At 69.7% G+C, this 15,130-nt stretch carries 13 protein-coding genes; 10 read left to right on the top strand and 3 right to left on the bottom strand.

What is annotated here, in order from left to right:
- Positions 1-4 precede the first annotated feature (4 nt).
- Genes HOW07_RS07700 through HOW07_RS07675 form a run of 6 tightly spaced genes read left to right on the top strand, consistent with a single transcriptional unit; the run spans position 5 to position 7,000 of the window.
- Positions 5-1,171, top strand: a complete 1,167-nt coding sequence (locus HOW07_RS07700) for a Gfo/Idh/MocA family protein (protein WP_064294097.1) — start codon at positions 5-7, stop codon at positions 1,169-1,171.
- Positions 1,168-2,694: a TldD/PmbA family protein gene (locus tag HOW07_RS19790; protein ID WP_217485232.1), complete on the top strand. Its 1,527-nt coding sequence runs from the start codon at positions 1,168-1,170 to the stop codon at positions 2,692-2,694. The genes HOW07_RS07700 and HOW07_RS19790 overlap by 4 nt, the downstream gene beginning before the upstream one ends.
- The gene (locus HOW07_RS07690; RefSeq protein WP_175116583.1) at positions 2,691-4,130 is read left to right on the top strand and encodes a metallopeptidase TldD-related protein; all 1,440 of its coding nucleotides are present in this window, start codon (positions 2,691-2,693) and stop codon (positions 4,128-4,130) included. The genes HOW07_RS19790 and HOW07_RS07690 overlap by 4 nt, the downstream gene beginning before the upstream one ends.
- Positions 4,127-5,041, top strand: a complete 915-nt coding sequence (locus HOW07_RS07685; RefSeq protein WP_175116582.1) for a DUF4438 domain-containing protein — start codon at positions 4,127-4,129, stop codon at positions 5,039-5,041. The genes HOW07_RS07690 and HOW07_RS07685 overlap by 4 nt, the downstream gene beginning before the upstream one ends.
- The gene (locus HOW07_RS07680) at positions 5,038-5,922 is read left to right on the top strand and encodes a DUF4438 domain-containing protein (protein ID WP_175116581.1); all 885 of its coding nucleotides are present in this window, start codon (positions 5,038-5,040) and stop codon (positions 5,920-5,922) included. The genes HOW07_RS07685 and HOW07_RS07680 overlap by 4 nt, the downstream gene beginning before the upstream one ends.
- Before the next feature lie 58 nt (positions 5,923-5,980).
- Positions 5,981-7,000: a D-2-hydroxyacid dehydrogenase gene (locus HOW07_RS07675; RefSeq protein ID WP_175116580.1), complete on the top strand. Its 1,020-nt coding sequence runs from the start codon at positions 5,981-5,983 to the stop codon at positions 6,998-7,000.
- 15 nt (positions 7,001-7,015) lie between these two features.
- On the opposite strand, the gene HOW07_RS07670 is transcribed toward HOW07_RS07675, so the two are convergent.
- From HOW07_RS07670 to HOW07_RS07660, 3 genes are read right to left on the bottom strand one after another with little or no spacing between them, the layout of a single operon-like run.
- Complete coding sequence (locus HOW07_RS07670) at positions 7,016-7,321, bottom strand: hypothetical protein (protein ID WP_121292733.1); 306 nt, start codon at positions 7,319-7,321, stop codon at positions 7,016-7,018.
- A 39-nt stretch (positions 7,322-7,360) separates the two neighbouring features.
- Complete coding sequence (locus HOW07_RS07665; RefSeq protein WP_217485231.1) at positions 7,361-7,852, bottom strand: RidA family protein; 492 nt, start codon at positions 7,850-7,852, stop codon at positions 7,361-7,363.
- A complete protein-coding gene (locus HOW07_RS07660) occupies positions 7,810-9,099 on the bottom strand; it encodes an aminotransferase class I/II-fold pyridoxal phosphate-dependent enzyme (RefSeq protein WP_175116579.1) in 1,290 nt (429 codons plus the stop codon). Before HOW07_RS07660 ends, HOW07_RS07665 begins: the two co-directional genes overlap by 43 nt.
- A gap of 305 nt (positions 9,100-9,404) precedes the next feature.
- Between HOW07_RS07660 and HOW07_RS07655 the strand changes: the two genes are divergently transcribed.
- From HOW07_RS07655 to HOW07_RS07640, 4 genes are all read left to right on the top strand, one after another.
- Positions 9,405-11,036, top strand: a complete 1,632-nt coding sequence (locus tag HOW07_RS07655) for an ABC transporter substrate-binding protein (RefSeq protein ID WP_175116578.1) — start codon at positions 9,405-9,407, stop codon at positions 11,034-11,036.
- Positions 11,037-11,160: 124 nt separating this feature from the next.
- Positions 11,161-12,234 (top strand): ABC transporter permease, encoded by a 1,074-nt coding sequence (locus tag HOW07_RS07650; protein WP_175116577.1) that lies wholly within the window; start codon positions 11,161-11,163, stop codon positions 12,232-12,234.
- Positions 12,235-12,236: 2 nt separating this feature from the next.
- Entirely contained in the window at positions 12,237-13,361 is a 1,125-nt protein-coding gene (locus HOW07_RS07645) for an ABC transporter permease (protein WP_121292725.1), read from the top strand.
- Entirely contained in the window at positions 13,358-15,079 is a 1,722-nt protein-coding gene (locus HOW07_RS07640) for an ABC transporter ATP-binding protein (RefSeq protein ID WP_175116576.1), read from the top strand. The genes HOW07_RS07645 and HOW07_RS07640 overlap by 4 nt, the downstream gene beginning before the upstream one ends.
- Positions 15,080-15,130 lie beyond the last annotated feature (51 nt).

Raw genomic sequence — 15,130 nt, 5'->3', positions numbered from 1 at the left:
CACCATGTCCGAGTCCGATCGCAAGCTCCGAGTCGCCGTCGTCGGTGCCGGCCGCTGGGCCGTCCGCTCCCACATCCCCGGCTGGCAGCGCGACCCGCGTGTCGAGGTCGTCGCGCTCGCCGAGATCGACGAGGAGGCGCTCGCGTCGGCGGCAGCGGAGTTCGGTGTCGAGCGTGCCGTGACCGACTACCGCGAACTGATCGACGACCCCGACATCGACGTCATCGACGTCGCGACCGGCAACGCCATGCACTTCGAGATCTCCATGGCGGCCATCGCGGCGGGCAAGCACGTCCTCTGCGAGAAGCCCGTCAACAGCGACTACACCGAGACCCGGCGTGCCGCGGCGCTCGCCGCCGAGCGTGGCGTCAAGACGAAGCTGGGCTTCACCTTCCGCTTCGCCCCCGCCATCCAGTACGCGAAGCACCTCATCGACCAGGGGTTCATCGGCGAGCCCTACATCTTCAACGGCTACGAGCAGAACAGCCAGTGGATCGACCCGAAGACGCCGCTGCGTCAGGTGGACCCGGACGCCGACCCCGAGGTCATCGCCGTCTCCTCCATCGAGGGCTACGGCGCGCCGATCATCGACATCATGCACTGGTGGCTCGACGCCCCCATGACGAGCGTCGTCGGGACGATGCGCAACTTCGTCCCGGAGCGGATGGTCCGCGACACGGGCGCGATGCAGCGGATGAACATCGACGACGGCGACATGTGGATCGCCGAGTTCGAGCAGGGCCGTCTGGCGTCGATCCAGTCGTCCTACGTCACCGTCGGCAACTTCCCCGGCATCGAGGCCCGCATCTACGGTTCGGAGGGCGCGATCATCGTCCGCCTCGTCGAGGAGGCGGGTATCTGCCAGACGATCAAGGTCGCGAAGAAGGACCAGGTCGAGTTCGAGGAGCTCGAGATCCCGCAGGAGTTCTTCCCCGAGGGCGGGGCGTCCACCGAGCCCTGGCCGTTCCTCTTCTACTCGAACCTCTGCAAGGACTTCGCCACCGAGATCCTCTCCGGTGAGGACTTCAACCAGGGCAACTTCGACCAGGGCGCGCTCGTCCAGGAGACGATCAACGCCTTCGAGCTGTCCTTCCGCACCCGCGCCTGGTGCGACTTCCCCCTCGCGCTCGCCCCGTCGGACGCGAACGACGCCGAGGCGGCCCGCGCGTGACGAGCGCCGACACGGTCGCGCCGCTCGCCGCGGTGGACGCCGCGGCCCACGCCTGGGGTGAACTCGCGGACGATCAGGCCGCGGCGACCATGCTCAGCAGGGTGCTCGCCGCGGTGGATGTCCCAGGCGTGAGCTACGCCGACGCCCGCCTGATCGAGGCCGAGGAGGTGCGCCTCTACTCCACCCTCGAGTCCGGTCTGGACGAGCGGATCGAGCACAACCTCGGCGTCGGTGTCCGGGTGCTGTTCAACAGCAGTTGGGGGTTCGCCTCCGTGCCGATCGACGACGCCGACGACCTCACGCTCGCCGCGCACCGGGCACTCGCCAACGCGCGGAACGCCGACCGCGTGTCCGACGCGTACCGCACCGAGCTGCCACCGATGCCGGCGGTGAGCGGTCGGTACGCGACCGACGTCGTGCTCGACCCCTTCGCGGTGTCGGCGTCGACGCGGCAGGCGCTGCTCGGCGACATCCTGAGCGCGGCCAGCGCGCCCGTCGAAGTCGTCATGGCGCAGGCCGGCCTGAATGCGAAACGGCAGCATCGGCACTTCGCCAACACCGAGGGGTCGATGCAGCACCAGCACCTCATCGAGAGCGGGGCTATGGCGCTCGTGAACGCGGTCGGCAACGGCACGATGCAGCGTCGATCCTTCCCGAACTCGTTCCACGGCAACACCGCGCAGGCGGGATGGGAGTACGTGGAGGGGCTCCGGATGGTCGAGGAGGCCGACCGGATCGGACGCGAGGCCGTCGAACTGTTGACCGCGCCACTCGCGCCGCAGGGCACGGCCGACGTCATCATCGGGCCCGCCCAGATGGCGCTGCAGATCCACGAGTCGACGGGTCACGCCCTGGAACTCGACCGGATCCTCGGTGACGAGGCGAACTACGCCGGCACCTCCTTCATCGGACCCGATGCGGTCGGAACGCTCCGTTACGGCTCGGAGGCCGTCAACATCACCTCAGACCCGACGGTGCCCGGTACCCGCGGCTCCTTCGCCTTCGACGACGAGGGTGTCCCGGCCTCCCGGCAGCCGCTCATCTCCGAGGGGATCATCCGCAACTTCCTCTCCACCCGGGACTCCGCGGCCAGGATCGGCGTCCCGTCGATCGGCGCCGCCCGCTCGGACGGCTGGGGCTACACGCCCGTGTGCTTCGCGACGAACGTGTTCCTCGAGCCCGGCAGCGGGTCGACCGAGGAACTCCAGGAGCGGCTCGGGAACGGCTACTACATCGACGACAACCGCAGCTGGTCGATCGACGAGCGTCGACACAACTTCCAGTTCGGCACCGAGGTCGCCTACGAGGTGAAGGACGGCGTCCGAGGCCGTCTACTCCGCGGCTTCTCCTACGGCGGCACGACGCCCGAGTTCTGGCAGTCCGTCGAGGCGGTCGCCGGGCCGGAGGAGTTCAAGGCCTTCGGCATGCCCTGCGGCAAGGGCGAACCCAAGCAATGGGGCTTCCTCGGGCACGGCGCCTCGCCGACGCTCGTGCGGAACCTTCGGATCGGAGTGGACCGATGAGCGACACCGACAGCACGACCACGACCGCCTTCGAGCCCGTCGTCGGCGGCGAGCGAGCCGCCGAGGCGCTCGAGGCAGCCCTCCGCGACGCCCCGGCCGACCGGATCGAGGCGTTCCTCACCGGGCGGCGCGGCGACTTCACCCGCTTCGCCGGTCGCCGGGTGCATCAGAGTCAGGCCATCGACGAGGTGCAGATCATGGTCCGCGCCGAGGTCGACGGGCGGGCGTCGCTCGCCGCGGCCAGCTCGATCTCCGGGCTCGGCCGGGCGGTCGCGAACGCCAGCGCCGCCGCGCGCGAACAGGCCAGACAGGGGCTCCCCGCCGCGCCACCGCGAGCCGAACCGGGCCCTGTCGACGAGCCGGTGGTGTCCGGTCGCACCGCGTCCGGCGCCCTGCTCTGGGGCGAGGACACGGCGGCCTGGGACGTCGGCGAGCACGTCGCCCTCGCCGACCGGGCGATGGCGGAGGCCGATCGCGCCGGTGGTGTGGCCGCAGGCATGTTCGGCCGGGCGGTCACGGAGGTCGCCTTCCACGACCGCGAGCGCGGGACCTCCCGGTACGCTGCGGCGACCGAGGCGCAGGGTTCCCTCACCGTCCGCATCGACGACGGTTCCTCCCACTGGAAGGACCTCTCCCGATCGTCGGACCGCCTGCTGGCGGCGGAGTCCGTCGAGCGGACGCTCTCGGAGGCGTCCGCCACCCGGGGTCGCGCCCCGCTCGCCCCCGGCGAGTACGACGTCGTGCTCGGGGCGCTCGCCGCCGGAGAGTTCCTCGACTTCTTCGGCGCCTTCGGGTTCACGGGCGGAGCCCTCGCCTCGGGATTCGGCACGGCCGCGACCCGCGCCGGGGAGCAGGCGGCCTCGTCGCTCGTCTCGGTGCACGACGACGCGACGGCCGACCTCGGACTGCCGTTCCCGTTCGACTTCCAGGGCACCACGAAGCGCGACGTCCCGTTCCTCGACCACGGCCGGGTCGCGGAGGTCGTCACCGACCGGGAGACCGCCTTCGCGCTCGGGACGGCATCGACCGGCAACTTCCACATCGCCCGGGAGGAGGCGCCCCATGCGATCCCGATGAACGTCATCCTTCGCGCGGCCGACACGACCGAGCTCGACCTCATCGCGGGCGTCGAGCGCGGGGTGTACCTGCAGCGCTTCTGGTACACGCGCACCGTCGATCCGGTCCGCTCCACGATCACGGGGGTCACGCGCGACGCGTGCTTCCTCATCGAGAACGGTCGCATCACGCGGCCGGTCGAGTCGCAGCGCTTCACGGTGAGCGTGCTCGACAGTCTCGCGCGCGTCGACGGCGTCGGATCGGTCTCGCTGAGCCAGCCGCTCATGAACGTGTTCAACGGTGCCGCGACCGCGCCGCCACTCCGCATCCGCGGCTTCGCCCTCGGCACAGCCCCGGCCCCGAAGGGAGCGACGGCATGAGCCTCAGGACCAACGAGGACCGCCTGGTCACGCAGATCCTCACCGGAGAGGTCTGGCCGCCCCAGGCCGAACGGCACGGCTACCGGGTCGACCCCGACGGCCACCCCTTCATCCTGCCCGGCATGGGCGGGGTGACGATGGGGGCGCACGTCGGTGAGGCCGCAACGGGGCATGCGAGCGACCATCTCGAACCCGGCCTGTCGATCCGGCACGCGGGCGCCGAGGCGAACGCCGCGCTGCAGTTCCTCAGCTGCGTGGGCAACATCGTGACGGTGCGCTCCGGTCCTGCCACCGGCGCCGAGGGGGTCGTCATCGGTCAGCACGCCTACGTCCTCGCGGACTTCGCGGACGGCGCACTCCGCCAGGTGACGACCGGCGACGCCGTGAGCGTGGAGGCCCGCGGGCAGGGCCTGCGCCTCCTCGACCACCCGGAGATCCGGGTGAAGAACCTCGACCCACGACTGCTGCCGCACCTGCCGTTCTCGACGGCGGCCGACGGCACGCTCGAGGTCGGCGTGGCCATGCGCGTCCCGGCCGAGGCGGCCGGCGCCGGTGGCGGCATGCTCTCCGAGTTCGCCAACACCGACCTCATGGGCGCCTACCCGGGCCTCAGCGAGGACCTCTCGCTCGGCCTCGAGTCCCTCCGCATCGGCGACATCGTCGTCCTCGAGGACCAGGACCACTCCTACGGACGCGGCTACCGGCCCGGCTGGATCACGATCGGGGTCATCTCCACCGGCGAGTGCCGCCTCTTCGGGCACGGACCAGGGCCCTCGACCCTGCTGTCGGGACCCGCGTCGGCGTTCACCGTCCTCGACGACCCTGCGGCGAACCTCGCCACCGCGCTCACCGCGATGGGCCGGGCGACGACCACCTCCACCCCCACGACCGCGACGGAGACGACCGTATGAGCTCGATCATCGCCAACAACCTGCTCGGCTTCGTCGAGCATGCCGGCCTCACCCCGATGGTGTCGTACAGGATCGACCGCGACGGGCACCCCTACGTGCCGGTCGGCGACGGCGGTGTCGTGCTCGGCGTGCACCTGGGGGACTCGGTGTTCGCGACCGACACGGACCACGCGGCACCCGGCGTCACCCTCGTGCACCCGGACCCGGGATCGCGCTTCGGCCTGACGTCCTTCGCGTGCGTCGGCAACCGCGCCACGGTGCGATCCGGCGCGGCGACCGGCGCGACGGGTTCCGTCGTCGGCAAGCGCGGCGAGGCCGGCAGGGTCATCGTGTCGTTCGACGACGAGACCATGGCGGCGCTCCTGCCCGGAGACCGCATCGCCGTGCACGCGATGGGCCAGGGGTACGAACGCGCCGACCTACCGGAGGAGATCGTCCTCCTGAACATCGACCCCGCACTGCTCGACGCCCTCCCCGTGACGGTCGACGCGGGTGTCGCGACCGTGGACGTGGTCGGGGTCCTCCCCGGCAAGGTGGCCGGGAACGGGATCGGCCGCCCGGCGCACCAGTGGGACGTCGATCTCGCCGTCACGCCGGACTCGCCGGAACTCGACGGCATCGACATGCGCCTCGGCGACCTGTTCGCCGTCGAGCACCTCGACGTCCGCCACAACATGGGGTTCCGCCGCGATTGGATCACCGTCGGGATCATCGTCCACGGAGGCTCGCCCATGCCAGGGCATGGACCGGGATTCCTGCCGATCGCCTGCGGACCGCGCCGCGTCCTGCAGCCCCGTGCCACTCCCGGGGAGTCTGCCGCCGAGCGGCCCGCGCTGACGTCCGAACGGCTCGCGGCGGTCGCGCCCTGGCCGACCGCCTGACCGACCGACGCCGCGTCCCGACCCGTGCACCGCCGCGCCCGCGGCAGGATGGACCATCATGCAGATCCTCATCACGAGCTACCTCGAACCGGAGCACGTCGAGGCGATCCGCGCCTCCCACCCGGACGTCGAGGTGCTCTACGACCCGACGCTCATCGGCGTGCCGCAGTACGTCGCCGACCACCACGGGCCGACGCCGCAGCTGAGCACCGCCGACCAGCGGCGCTGGGAGGACCTGCTCGCGCGGGCCGAGGTCGCGTTCGACTTCGACTGGCAGGACCCGGCGGCGCTCCCGCAGCGCGCACCGAACCTGAAATGGATCCAGGCGACGAGCGCCGGCATCGGTGCGTTCATGCGTCGCACCGGACTCGACCGCAGCGGCATCATCGCGACGACCGCCGGTGGCGTGCACGCCGTGCCACTCGCCGAGTTCGCCCTCACCGGGGCGCTCTTCGTCGTGAAGGGACTGCCGTACCTGCAGCGGCAGCAGCGCGAGCATCGGTTCGAGCGGTACACCACCCGGCAGCTGGCCGGCATGCGGGTCACCGTCGTCGGCGTCGGCGGCATGGGCTCGAACGTGGTCCGGACCTTCGACGCGATCGGCGCCCGCGTGACCGCGGTTGGTCGTGTGGGCGGACGCTACGAGCTGCCGCAGGGTGTCGAGCTGAGCGATGTCGACCGGCTCGATGAGGTGCTGCCGACGACCGACGTACTGGTGCTGTGCACGGCACTCACCCCCGAGACCGAGAACCTCATCAGCGCCGACCGCATCGCGATGCTCCCGACGCACGCGGCCGTGGTCAACATCTCACGCGGTCAGGTGGTCGACGAGGACGCGCTCATCGACGCCCTCCGCGCGGGTCGACTCGGCGGTGCGGCCCTCGACGTGTTCCGGGAGGAGCCGCTGCCCGCCGACTCGCCGCTGTGGGATCTCGAGAACGTGCTCATCTCGCCGCACTCCGCGTCCACGGTGGAGAGCGAGAACGCGACCCTCACGGCGCTGTTCATCGAGAACCTCGCCCGGTACCGCGCGGGGGAACCGCTCCTCAACCGCTTCGACGCCGAGCGGGGCTACTGAGCCGTCGACCCACGGTCACCGCTCGCGGATCGCCCGCCAGTCGTGCCGCGCGGCGAAGCGGCCGTCGATGAACACGTCGATGTAGCGTGCGCCACCGTCGATCGGTTCCTGGATGATCACCCGAACCGACACCATGTGTCGTTCCTGCACCCCGACCTCGACGTCGAAGACGTTCGGCATGATGCGCCCCAGATTGCCCCCGCTGTCGGCCGCCAGCCACCCGTCGACCTCGATCGTCACCCGGTTCCGGATGCCGGCGACCCGCACCGTGACGTGATGGGGCTCGCGGACTCCGACGGTGAAACTGAACGAGACGGCCATCCCACCATCAGACCACAGGCGTCGTGCGACGGGCGCTGATCAGGTGCTCGTCCGGTCGGCGCATCGGGCGATGAGCTGGATCTCGACGGGCGCGTCGCCCGGCAGTGCGGCGACGCCCAGCGCAGCACGGACGGGGAGCTCGGCGTCCGGGAACCGTTCGACGACCACGGCGCTCGCCGCATCGGCGATCTCACTCAGCCGGACGAAGCCGTCGGTCACGGCGAGGTAGACCGTCAGGGAGACCACCTCGGTGAGGGCTGCCCCCGCGGGGACGGCGCTCGCGGCGGCGGCGAGGGCCCGTTCGGTCGCGATCCGGGTGGCGGCCAGCGCCTGGGCGTCGTCGAGCTCGCGACCGATCCGTCCGGTCGCCACGAGTGCGCCGTCGACCCGTGGGGTCATGCCCGCGGTGTGCACCAGCTCGCCGACGAGGCGTGCGACGGAGTATGCGCCGGCCGGCTGGAGCCCCGCGTCGCGAGGTGCGCCGTCGGTCACGCGTCGATACCGGCTGCGGTCGCGAGGCCGGTCAGGCACGCCACCATCCGCTCGAGCGCCGCAGCCCACTCCGTCTCGTCGCGGGCGTAGCAGATCCGGAAGTGCCCGCTGCCGGAGGGGCCGAACTGGTACCCGGGCGAGACGACGACCTGCGCCTCGCGCTGCAGGGCTCCGGCGACCTCGACGTCCGACACCCCGAACGCCGAGACGTCGAGGAACAGGTAGGCGGTCCCGTCCTGCGGTGTCATGCGCAGGCCGGGGACCCGCGACAGGCTCTCGACGGTGGTGCGCTTGATCGCCTCCAGGTCGGCGATGCGTTCGCGGAGGAAGTCGTCGTCGTCGACGAGCCACCGGGCGAGCATGCGCTGCGCGTAGGCGGGGGCGCGGAGGGAGGTCATCGCGAGCGTCTGCTCGACCGACGCGATGACGTCCTCCGGGGCGACCACGACGCCGATCCGGAAGCCGCTCATGGACTCGGTCTTCGACGGACCGAGCAGGGTGATGGTCCGGTCGGCCATGCCGGGCTCGGAGCGGAGGTGCGGGAACGGGGTGCCCGTGTAGAGCAGGCGACTGTACAGCTCGTCGACGAGGACGCGGAAGCCGCCGGCGACGGCGAGCTCGGCGACGCGGGAGATCATCTCCGCGGGATAGACGGCGCCGGTCGGGTTGTTCGGGTGCGAGAACATGAGCAGCTTCGGCTGCTCGGGCAGGAACCGTTCGACCACGTCGAGGTCGAGGCCGGGGTGCTCGCCGTCGAGGATGAGCGGGATGCGCTCGACCCGTGCTCCGAGGAACGCGAGGATCCGCTCGCAGAACAGGTAATCCGGGTCGGCGAGGAGGACGAGGTCGCCCTCGTCGACGATCGAGGACAGCGCCGTGAACAGGGCGCCCTGCGTCCCGGGGGTCAGGGCGAGGTTGCCGGGACCCACCGGGCTGCCGAGGAAGCCGCTGATCGCCGAGGCGAGGTCGGAGAGCACACCGGGGTCGCCTCGGTACGGGGTGTACGCCCATTCGCCGTTGGCGACGGCCTCGCGGATGGCCTGGTCGGCCCAGGCCGGTGGTGGGAAGCGGACGGTGTCGAAGTGCGTCGTGTCGAGGAGCCCGTGACCGCCGCCGTCGAGTCTGAGCGACAGGTCCGCTTCACGGACGGAGAGCCCGGGAGCCGCCTCCCGATAGGTGAGGTGCGTCCGCGCCACGCGAGCGCTCTGCGCCGGGCGCAACTCGGGAGCGGCGGGCGTGTCGCCGCCCAGCTGGGCGGTGGTGGCCGCAGGCGGGTGCACAGACATACGAGCTCCTCAGAGTCTTGAGGTCCGCCTCATCCGGACCTGTCATCTGTAGACTGTATACTATCGACAACCGGTGATCCATGATCGGTGCGAGATGGCGAGTTCCACGGACTGCGGGCCAAACGCGCGGTCCTTGCGCGACAGCTGCCGCATGCGCACGTTTCGTGCTCGTAACGAATCAGCACCGGAAGCCTTCTGGGTTTGAGGGATTTGTTCGGAGCGTGCTGTAATCCTCTACAAGCACGTGCGAAGAACCTGCACACAGCCGTGCCGTCTCTCACACACAGAAAACGAGGTCGACATCAATGTCATCCCCACGTAGCGGATTCCGGAAGAGCGCCGTCGCGCTCGCGGGTCTCTCCATCACCGCCCTCGCCCTCGCAGGCTGCGCCGCCGGCGGCGGGAGCGGCTCCAGCAGCGGCGCCAGTGGCACGATCGTCATCGGCACGACCGACAAGGTCACGACGCTCGACCCGGCCGGCTCCTACGACAACGGCTCCTTCGCCGTCATGAACCAGGTCTTCCCGTTCCTCCTGAACACGCCGTACAACAGCCCGGACGTCGAGCCCGACATCGCCGAGTCGGCTGAGTTCACCTCGCCGACCGAGTACACGGTGAAGCTCAAGAAGGGCCTCAAGTGGGCCAACGGCAACGACCTCACCTCGTCCGACGTGAAGTTCAGCTTCGACCGTCAACTCGCCATCGCGGACGACAACGGACCGTCCTCGCTCCTCGGCAACCTCGAGAAGACCGACGCGCCCGACGACCTCACCGTCGTCTTCACGCTGAAGACCGAGAACGACCAGACCTTCCCGCAGGTGCTCTCGAGCCCCGTCGGCCCGATCGTCGACGAGGACGTCTTCTCCGCCACCGAGATCACGCCCGACGCGGACATCGTCAAGGGCAAGGCCTTCGCCGGCCAGTACACGATCGACAGCTACAAGTTCAACGAGCTCATCTCGTACAAGAAGTACGCCGACTACCAGGGCCTCCTCGGCGAGGCGAAGAACGACACCGTCAACGTGAAGTACTACACCGACGAGTCCAACCTGAAGCTCGACGTCAAGCAGGGCAACATCGACGTCGCATCGCGCAGCCTCTCGGCGACCGACATCGAAGACCTGAAGAAGGACAAGAACGTCAAGGTCGTCGACGGCCCCGGTGGCGAGATCCGCTACTTCGTCTTCAACTTCGACACGATGCCCTACGGTGCCACCACTGCTGACGCCGACCCGGCGAAGGCGCTCGCCGTCCGCCAGGCCGCCGCGGACCTCATCGACCGCGCCGCGATCGCGAAGGACGTCTACAAGGACACCTACACGCCCCTCTACTCCTACGTGCCCGCCGGCCTGACCGGTGCCACCGAGTCCCTCAAGGGTCTCTACGGCGACGGCGACGGCGGCCCCGACGCCGCGAAGGCCAAGGAGACGCTCGAGGCCGCCGGTGTGACCGTCCCGGTCGCGCTGAACCTCCAGTACAACGGTGACCACTACGGCTCCGGGTCCGGCGACGAGTACGCGCTCATCAAGGACCAGCTGGAGGCCGACGGCCTGTTCACCGTGAACCTGCAGCAGACCGAGTGGGTGCAGTACTCGAAGGACCGCACGACGGACGTCTACCCGGCCTACCAGCTGGGTTGGTTCCCGGACTACTCCGACGCGGACAACTACCTGACGCCGTTCTTCGCCACGGACAACTTCCTCGCGAACCACTACGACAACCCGGCCGTCAACGACCTGATCAACGAGCAGCGCTCCACGACGGACGCGGACGCACGGACGAAGCTCATCGAGCAGATCCAGGACGCGGAGGCGGCCGACCTGTCGACCATCCCGCTGCTCCAGGGCGCGCAGGTCGCGGTCGTCGGCAAGGACATCTCCGGTACCGTCCTCGACGCGTCGTTCAAGTTCCGCTACGCACCCATCACCAAGGGCTGAGTAGCCTGACCAACTGATATCCGACTACAGTGAGTCGGACGTCGCGATCGGGGTGGCTCCACAGAGCCGCCCCGATCGTCTGTCCGGGCTCTACCGAGTCGGTGATCGAGGAGGATCCACTGCAATGACGGCAGCTGTCGCAACCCCACCCCCCAAGGCGGCCAGACGTTCCGGAGGTGGCGGACTCTGGCGGTACCTCGTCATCCGCTTCCTGCTGATCATCCCGACGGTGTTCATCCTCGTCACCATGGTCTTCTTCCTGATGCGCCTGACCGGCGACCCGATCACGGCGGCGCTCGGAGGCCGGCTCCCGGCCGATCAGCTCGCCGAACGCATCAGCGCCGCCGGCTACGACCGGCCGCTCTTCGTCCAGTACGTCGAGTTCCTCGGACAGATCGCGGTCGGCAACTTCGGCACGACGATCTCCGACAACCGGCCGGTCATCGAGGTCCTCCTCACGTACGGCTCCGCGACGCTCGAGCTCGCGATCTACGCGCTCATCGTCGCGTTCATCGTCGGCATCCCACTCGGCATGCTCGCCGCCGCCCGCCGCGACCGCTGGCAGGATGCGGGCCTCCGTGTCTTCGCGATCCTCAGCTACGCGACCCCCGTGTTCTTCGCCGGGCTGCTGCTCAAGCTCATCTTCTCCGTGTGGCTCGGGATCCTCCCGGTCGCCGGCCGGGCGAGCACCGGTACGGAGCTGACCCTCCAGACCATCTCCAACCCGTCCGGCATCTACCTCATCGATGCGATCCGCCTCGGCGACCCGACGGCGATCAGCGACGTCCTCGCCCACGCGGTGCTGCCGGCGATCGCCCTCGGCCTGCTGACGGCCGGCGTCTTCCTGCGTCTGGTCCGCACCAACGTCATCGGCACGCTCGGTTCCGGCTACGTCGACGCGGCCCGGTCGCGCGGCGTCAGCGAGTTCCGGCTCGTGACGAAGCACGCCTACCGTCCGGCACTCATCCCGATCATCACGGTCATCGGGCTGCAGATCGCGCTCCTCCTCGCGGGCGCGGTCCTCACCGAGACGACCTTCGAGTGGAAGGGCCTCGGCTTCATGCTGAGCGAATACCTCAAGGCGCGTGACTTCGTCGCCGTCCAGGGGATCGTCGCGCTGCTGGCCGTCATCGTCGCCCTGACCAACTTCATCGTCGACATCATCGCGGCGATCATCGACCCGAGGGTGAGGTACTGAGCATGAGTGCTCCGACAGCCACCACCGCCGTGCACGCCGCGCCCGCGAAGCGCCCGTTGCGCGACCGCCTGCCCGTCGTCAAGCAGTTCCGCCAGTCGGTGGGGCTCCAACGGGCGATGCTCGTCATCGGTCTCGTCGTCACCGGCGTGTTTGTGCTCATCGCGATCTTCGCGCCGCTTGTCGCGCCCTACCGGTTCAACCAGCTGCGCGGCGACGACGGCTCCTTCGGCACACAGCAGGCGCCGAACGCGACGAACCTCCTCGGCACGACCGTCGGCGGGTACGACGTCCTGTCCCGCGTGCTCTGGGGTGCGCAGACCGCGCTCTTCGTCATCGTGTCCGCGATCATCCTGTCGATCTTCATCGGCGTCCTGCTCGGGCTCGTCGCCGGGTACTTCGGCGGCTGGCTCGACCGCGTGCTCGTCGTCGTGTGCGACGCGGTGTACGCCTTCCCGTCGTTGCTGCTCGCGATCGTCATGTCGATCGTCATCAGCCGCGGCCAGTCGAGCCTCTGGGGCGGCATCCTCGCCGCCGCGATCTCGATCACCGTGGTCTTCATCCCGCAGTACTTCCGGGTCATCCGCTCCGAGGTCGTGCGCATCAAGAGCGAGGCGTTCGTCGAGTCGGCGAAGGTCATCGGTGCGTCGAGCTCCCGCATCATGTTCCGCCACGTGCTGCGGAACGCGACCCGGACGCTGCCGCTCATCATCACCCTCAACGCCTCCGAGGCCATCCTCACGCTCGCAGGGCTCGGCTTCCTCGGGTTCGGCATCGAGCCGACCGCGGCCGCCGAGTGGGGCTACGACCTCAACCGGTCCGTCTCCGACGTCACGAGCGGGATCTGGTGGACCGCGCTGTTCCCCGGCCTCGCGATCGTGCTCGTCGTGCTCGGCATCACGCTCGTCGGTGAGAGCCTCAACGACCTGTCCGACCCGCGTCTGCGCAGCCGTCGTCGTGTCGGTGCGTCGAGTGGATCGGTCGCTGCGACGTCGAGCATCACGACCACCGGTGGCACGCCCGACAGCCCCGGTGGCGCCGGGATGATGGACGCCGAATCGCTGGGAGCCGTGAGCGACGCCGCGGCGGACAGCGATCTGGAGAACCGACGAGAGGACGAGCGCTCATGAGCCAGTCGACGCCGACCACCGGTCCACGCGACCTCGGCACCAAGGACATCGTCAGCATCCGCGACCTCGGGGTCTCGTTCTCGACCGACGCCGGCGCGGTGAAGGCGATCAACGACATCTCACTGTCGGTCGCACCGCGCGAGATCGTCGCGATCGTCGGCGAGTCCGGCTCGGGCAAGACGGTCACGGCCAAGACCATCCTCGGCCTGCTCCCGGAGACGGCGACGGCGTCCGGCGCGGTCGTGCTGCGCTCCCGCGACGGTTCGACCGAGCAGGACGTCGTCACGGCGTCGGCTGAGCAGCTGCGGTCCATCCGCGGCAGCGACGCGGCGATGGTGTTCCAGGAACCGTCGACCGCGCTCAACCCCGTCTACAAGGTGGGCTGGCAGATCGCCGAAGGTCTCCGCGCGCACGGTTCGTACACGAAGGCCGAGGCACGGGCCAAGGCCATCGACATCCTGCGTCGCGTCGGCATCCCGGAGCCGGAGGAACGGGTCGACTACTTCCCGCACCAGTTCTCCGGCGGGCAGAAGCAGCGCATCGTCATCGCGATGGCGCTCGTGCTCGACCCCGGACTGATCGTGGCCGACGAGCCGACGACCGCGCTCGACGTCACGGTGCAGGCGGAGATCCTGGACCTCCTGCGTCGGTGCCGCGACGAGTTCGGCACGGCCATCGTCCTCATCACCCACAACATGGGCGTCGTCGCCGACCTCGCCGACCGCGTCGTGGTCATGTACCAGGGCGACATCGTCGAGGAGGCTCCCGTCCAGGAGCTGTTCTCCTCACCGAAGGCCGAGTACACCAAGAAGCTCCTGTCGTCGGTGCCGCACGTCGGCCGCGGCAAGAGCTCCGCGCCGGCCGAGGTCGAGCGTGGGAAGCAGTTGCAGCTCGGTGAACCGGTCGTGGTCGCGAAGGGACTCGAGATCGAGTACCCGGGGCGCTTCGGCCGTGCCGGGTTCCGGGCGGTCAACGGCGTCGACTTCACGATCCACGCCGGCGAGGTCCTCGGCCTGGTGGGGGAGTCGGGGTCCGGCAAGACCACGATCGGCCGCGCGATCGCCGGGCTCACCAAGGTGACCGGCGGCTCGCTGTCGGTGCTCGGTGTGGAGATGAACCGGGTGAAGGAGCGCGAGTTCGCTCCGAAGCGCCGCGAGATCGGGTTCGTGTTCCAGGACCCGGCGACGAGCTTCAACCCGCTGCTCACGATCGCCGAGTGCGTGGCGGAGCCGCTCATCGTGCACGGTCGCTTCGGCGACACACGGGCGGCCCGACGCCGCGTGGACGAGCTCCTCGAGGCGGTCCAGCTGCCGAAGGCGTTCGGCGACAGGTTCCCGCACGAGCTCTCCGGAGGGCAGCGGCAGCGCGCTTCGCTCGCGCGGGCGTTGGCGCTCGAACCGGCACTGCTGGTGGCCGACGAACCGACCTCGGCACTCGACGTGTCCGTGCAGGCCCGCGTGCTGGAGCTCTTCGCCGAGCTGCAGCGCGAGTTCGGGTTCGCGTCGCTGTTCATCAGCCACGACCTCGCCGTCGTCGACATCCTCGCCGACCGCATCGTCGTGCTGTATCGCGGCGACATCGTGGAGGAGGGGCCCGGCTCAGCGGTGCTCGGTGCGCCGAGCGACGTCTACACGCGCCGACTCCTCGCATCGCTCCCCGTGCCAGACCCGGCCGAGCAGGCCGTCCGTCGCGAGGAGCTCAAGCGCCTCCGCGCCTGACCCTCACCCCCGTCACTGAGCCTGTCGAAGTGCGCCCTTCGACAGCTCAGG

The organism is Plantibacter sp. MCCC 1A11337, from assembly GCF_013349365.1.
GTDB classification, from domain to species: Bacteria; Actinomycetota; Actinomycetes; order Actinomycetales; family Microbacteriaceae; genus Plantibacter; species Plantibacter flavus_A.
Note: the sequence above shows the minus strand (reverse complement) of the source record. Positions and strands in the feature narration are given on the sequence as shown.

Excerpts from the sequence above, each read along its gene's own strand:
- HOW07_RS07700 (WP_064294097.1), top strand. The coding sequence starts at position 5 with ATGTCCGAGTCCGATCGCAAGCTCCGAGTCGCCGTCGTCGGTGCCGGC.
- HOW07_RS07690 (WP_175116583.1), top strand. The coding sequence starts at position 2,691 with ATGAGCGACACCGACAGCACGACCACGACCGCCTTCGAGCCCGTCGTC.
- HOW07_RS07685 (WP_175116582.1), top strand. The coding sequence starts at position 4,127 with ATGAGCCTCAGGACCAACGAGGACCGCCTGGTCACGCAGATCCTCACC.
- HOW07_RS07680 (WP_175116581.1), top strand. The coding sequence starts at position 5,038 with ATGAGCTCGATCATCGCCAACAACCTGCTCGGCTTCGTCGAGCATGCC.
- HOW07_RS07675 (WP_175116580.1), top strand. The coding sequence starts at position 5,981 with ATGCAGATCCTCATCACGAGCTACCTCGAACCGGAGCACGTCGAGGCG.
- HOW07_RS07670 (WP_121292733.1), bottom strand. The coding sequence starts at position 7,321 with ATGGCCGTCTCGTTCAGTTTCACCGTCGGAGTCCGCGAGCCCCATCAC.
- HOW07_RS07660 (WP_175116579.1), bottom strand. The coding sequence starts at position 9,099 with ATGTCTGTGCACCCGCCTGCGGCCACCACCGCCCAGCTGGGCGGCGAC.
- HOW07_RS07655 (WP_175116578.1), top strand. The coding sequence starts at position 9,405 with ATGTCATCCCCACGTAGCGGATTCCGGAAGAGCGCCGTCGCGCTCGCG.
- HOW07_RS07650 (WP_175116577.1), top strand. The coding sequence starts at position 11,161 with ATGACGGCAGCTGTCGCAACCCCACCCCCCAAGGCGGCCAGACGTTCC.
- HOW07_RS07645 (WP_121292725.1), top strand. The coding sequence starts at position 12,237 with ATGAGTGCTCCGACAGCCACCACCGCCGTGCACGCCGCGCCCGCGAAG.
- HOW07_RS07640 (WP_175116576.1), top strand. The coding sequence starts at position 13,358 with ATGAGCCAGTCGACGCCGACCACCGGTCCACGCGACCTCGGCACCAAG.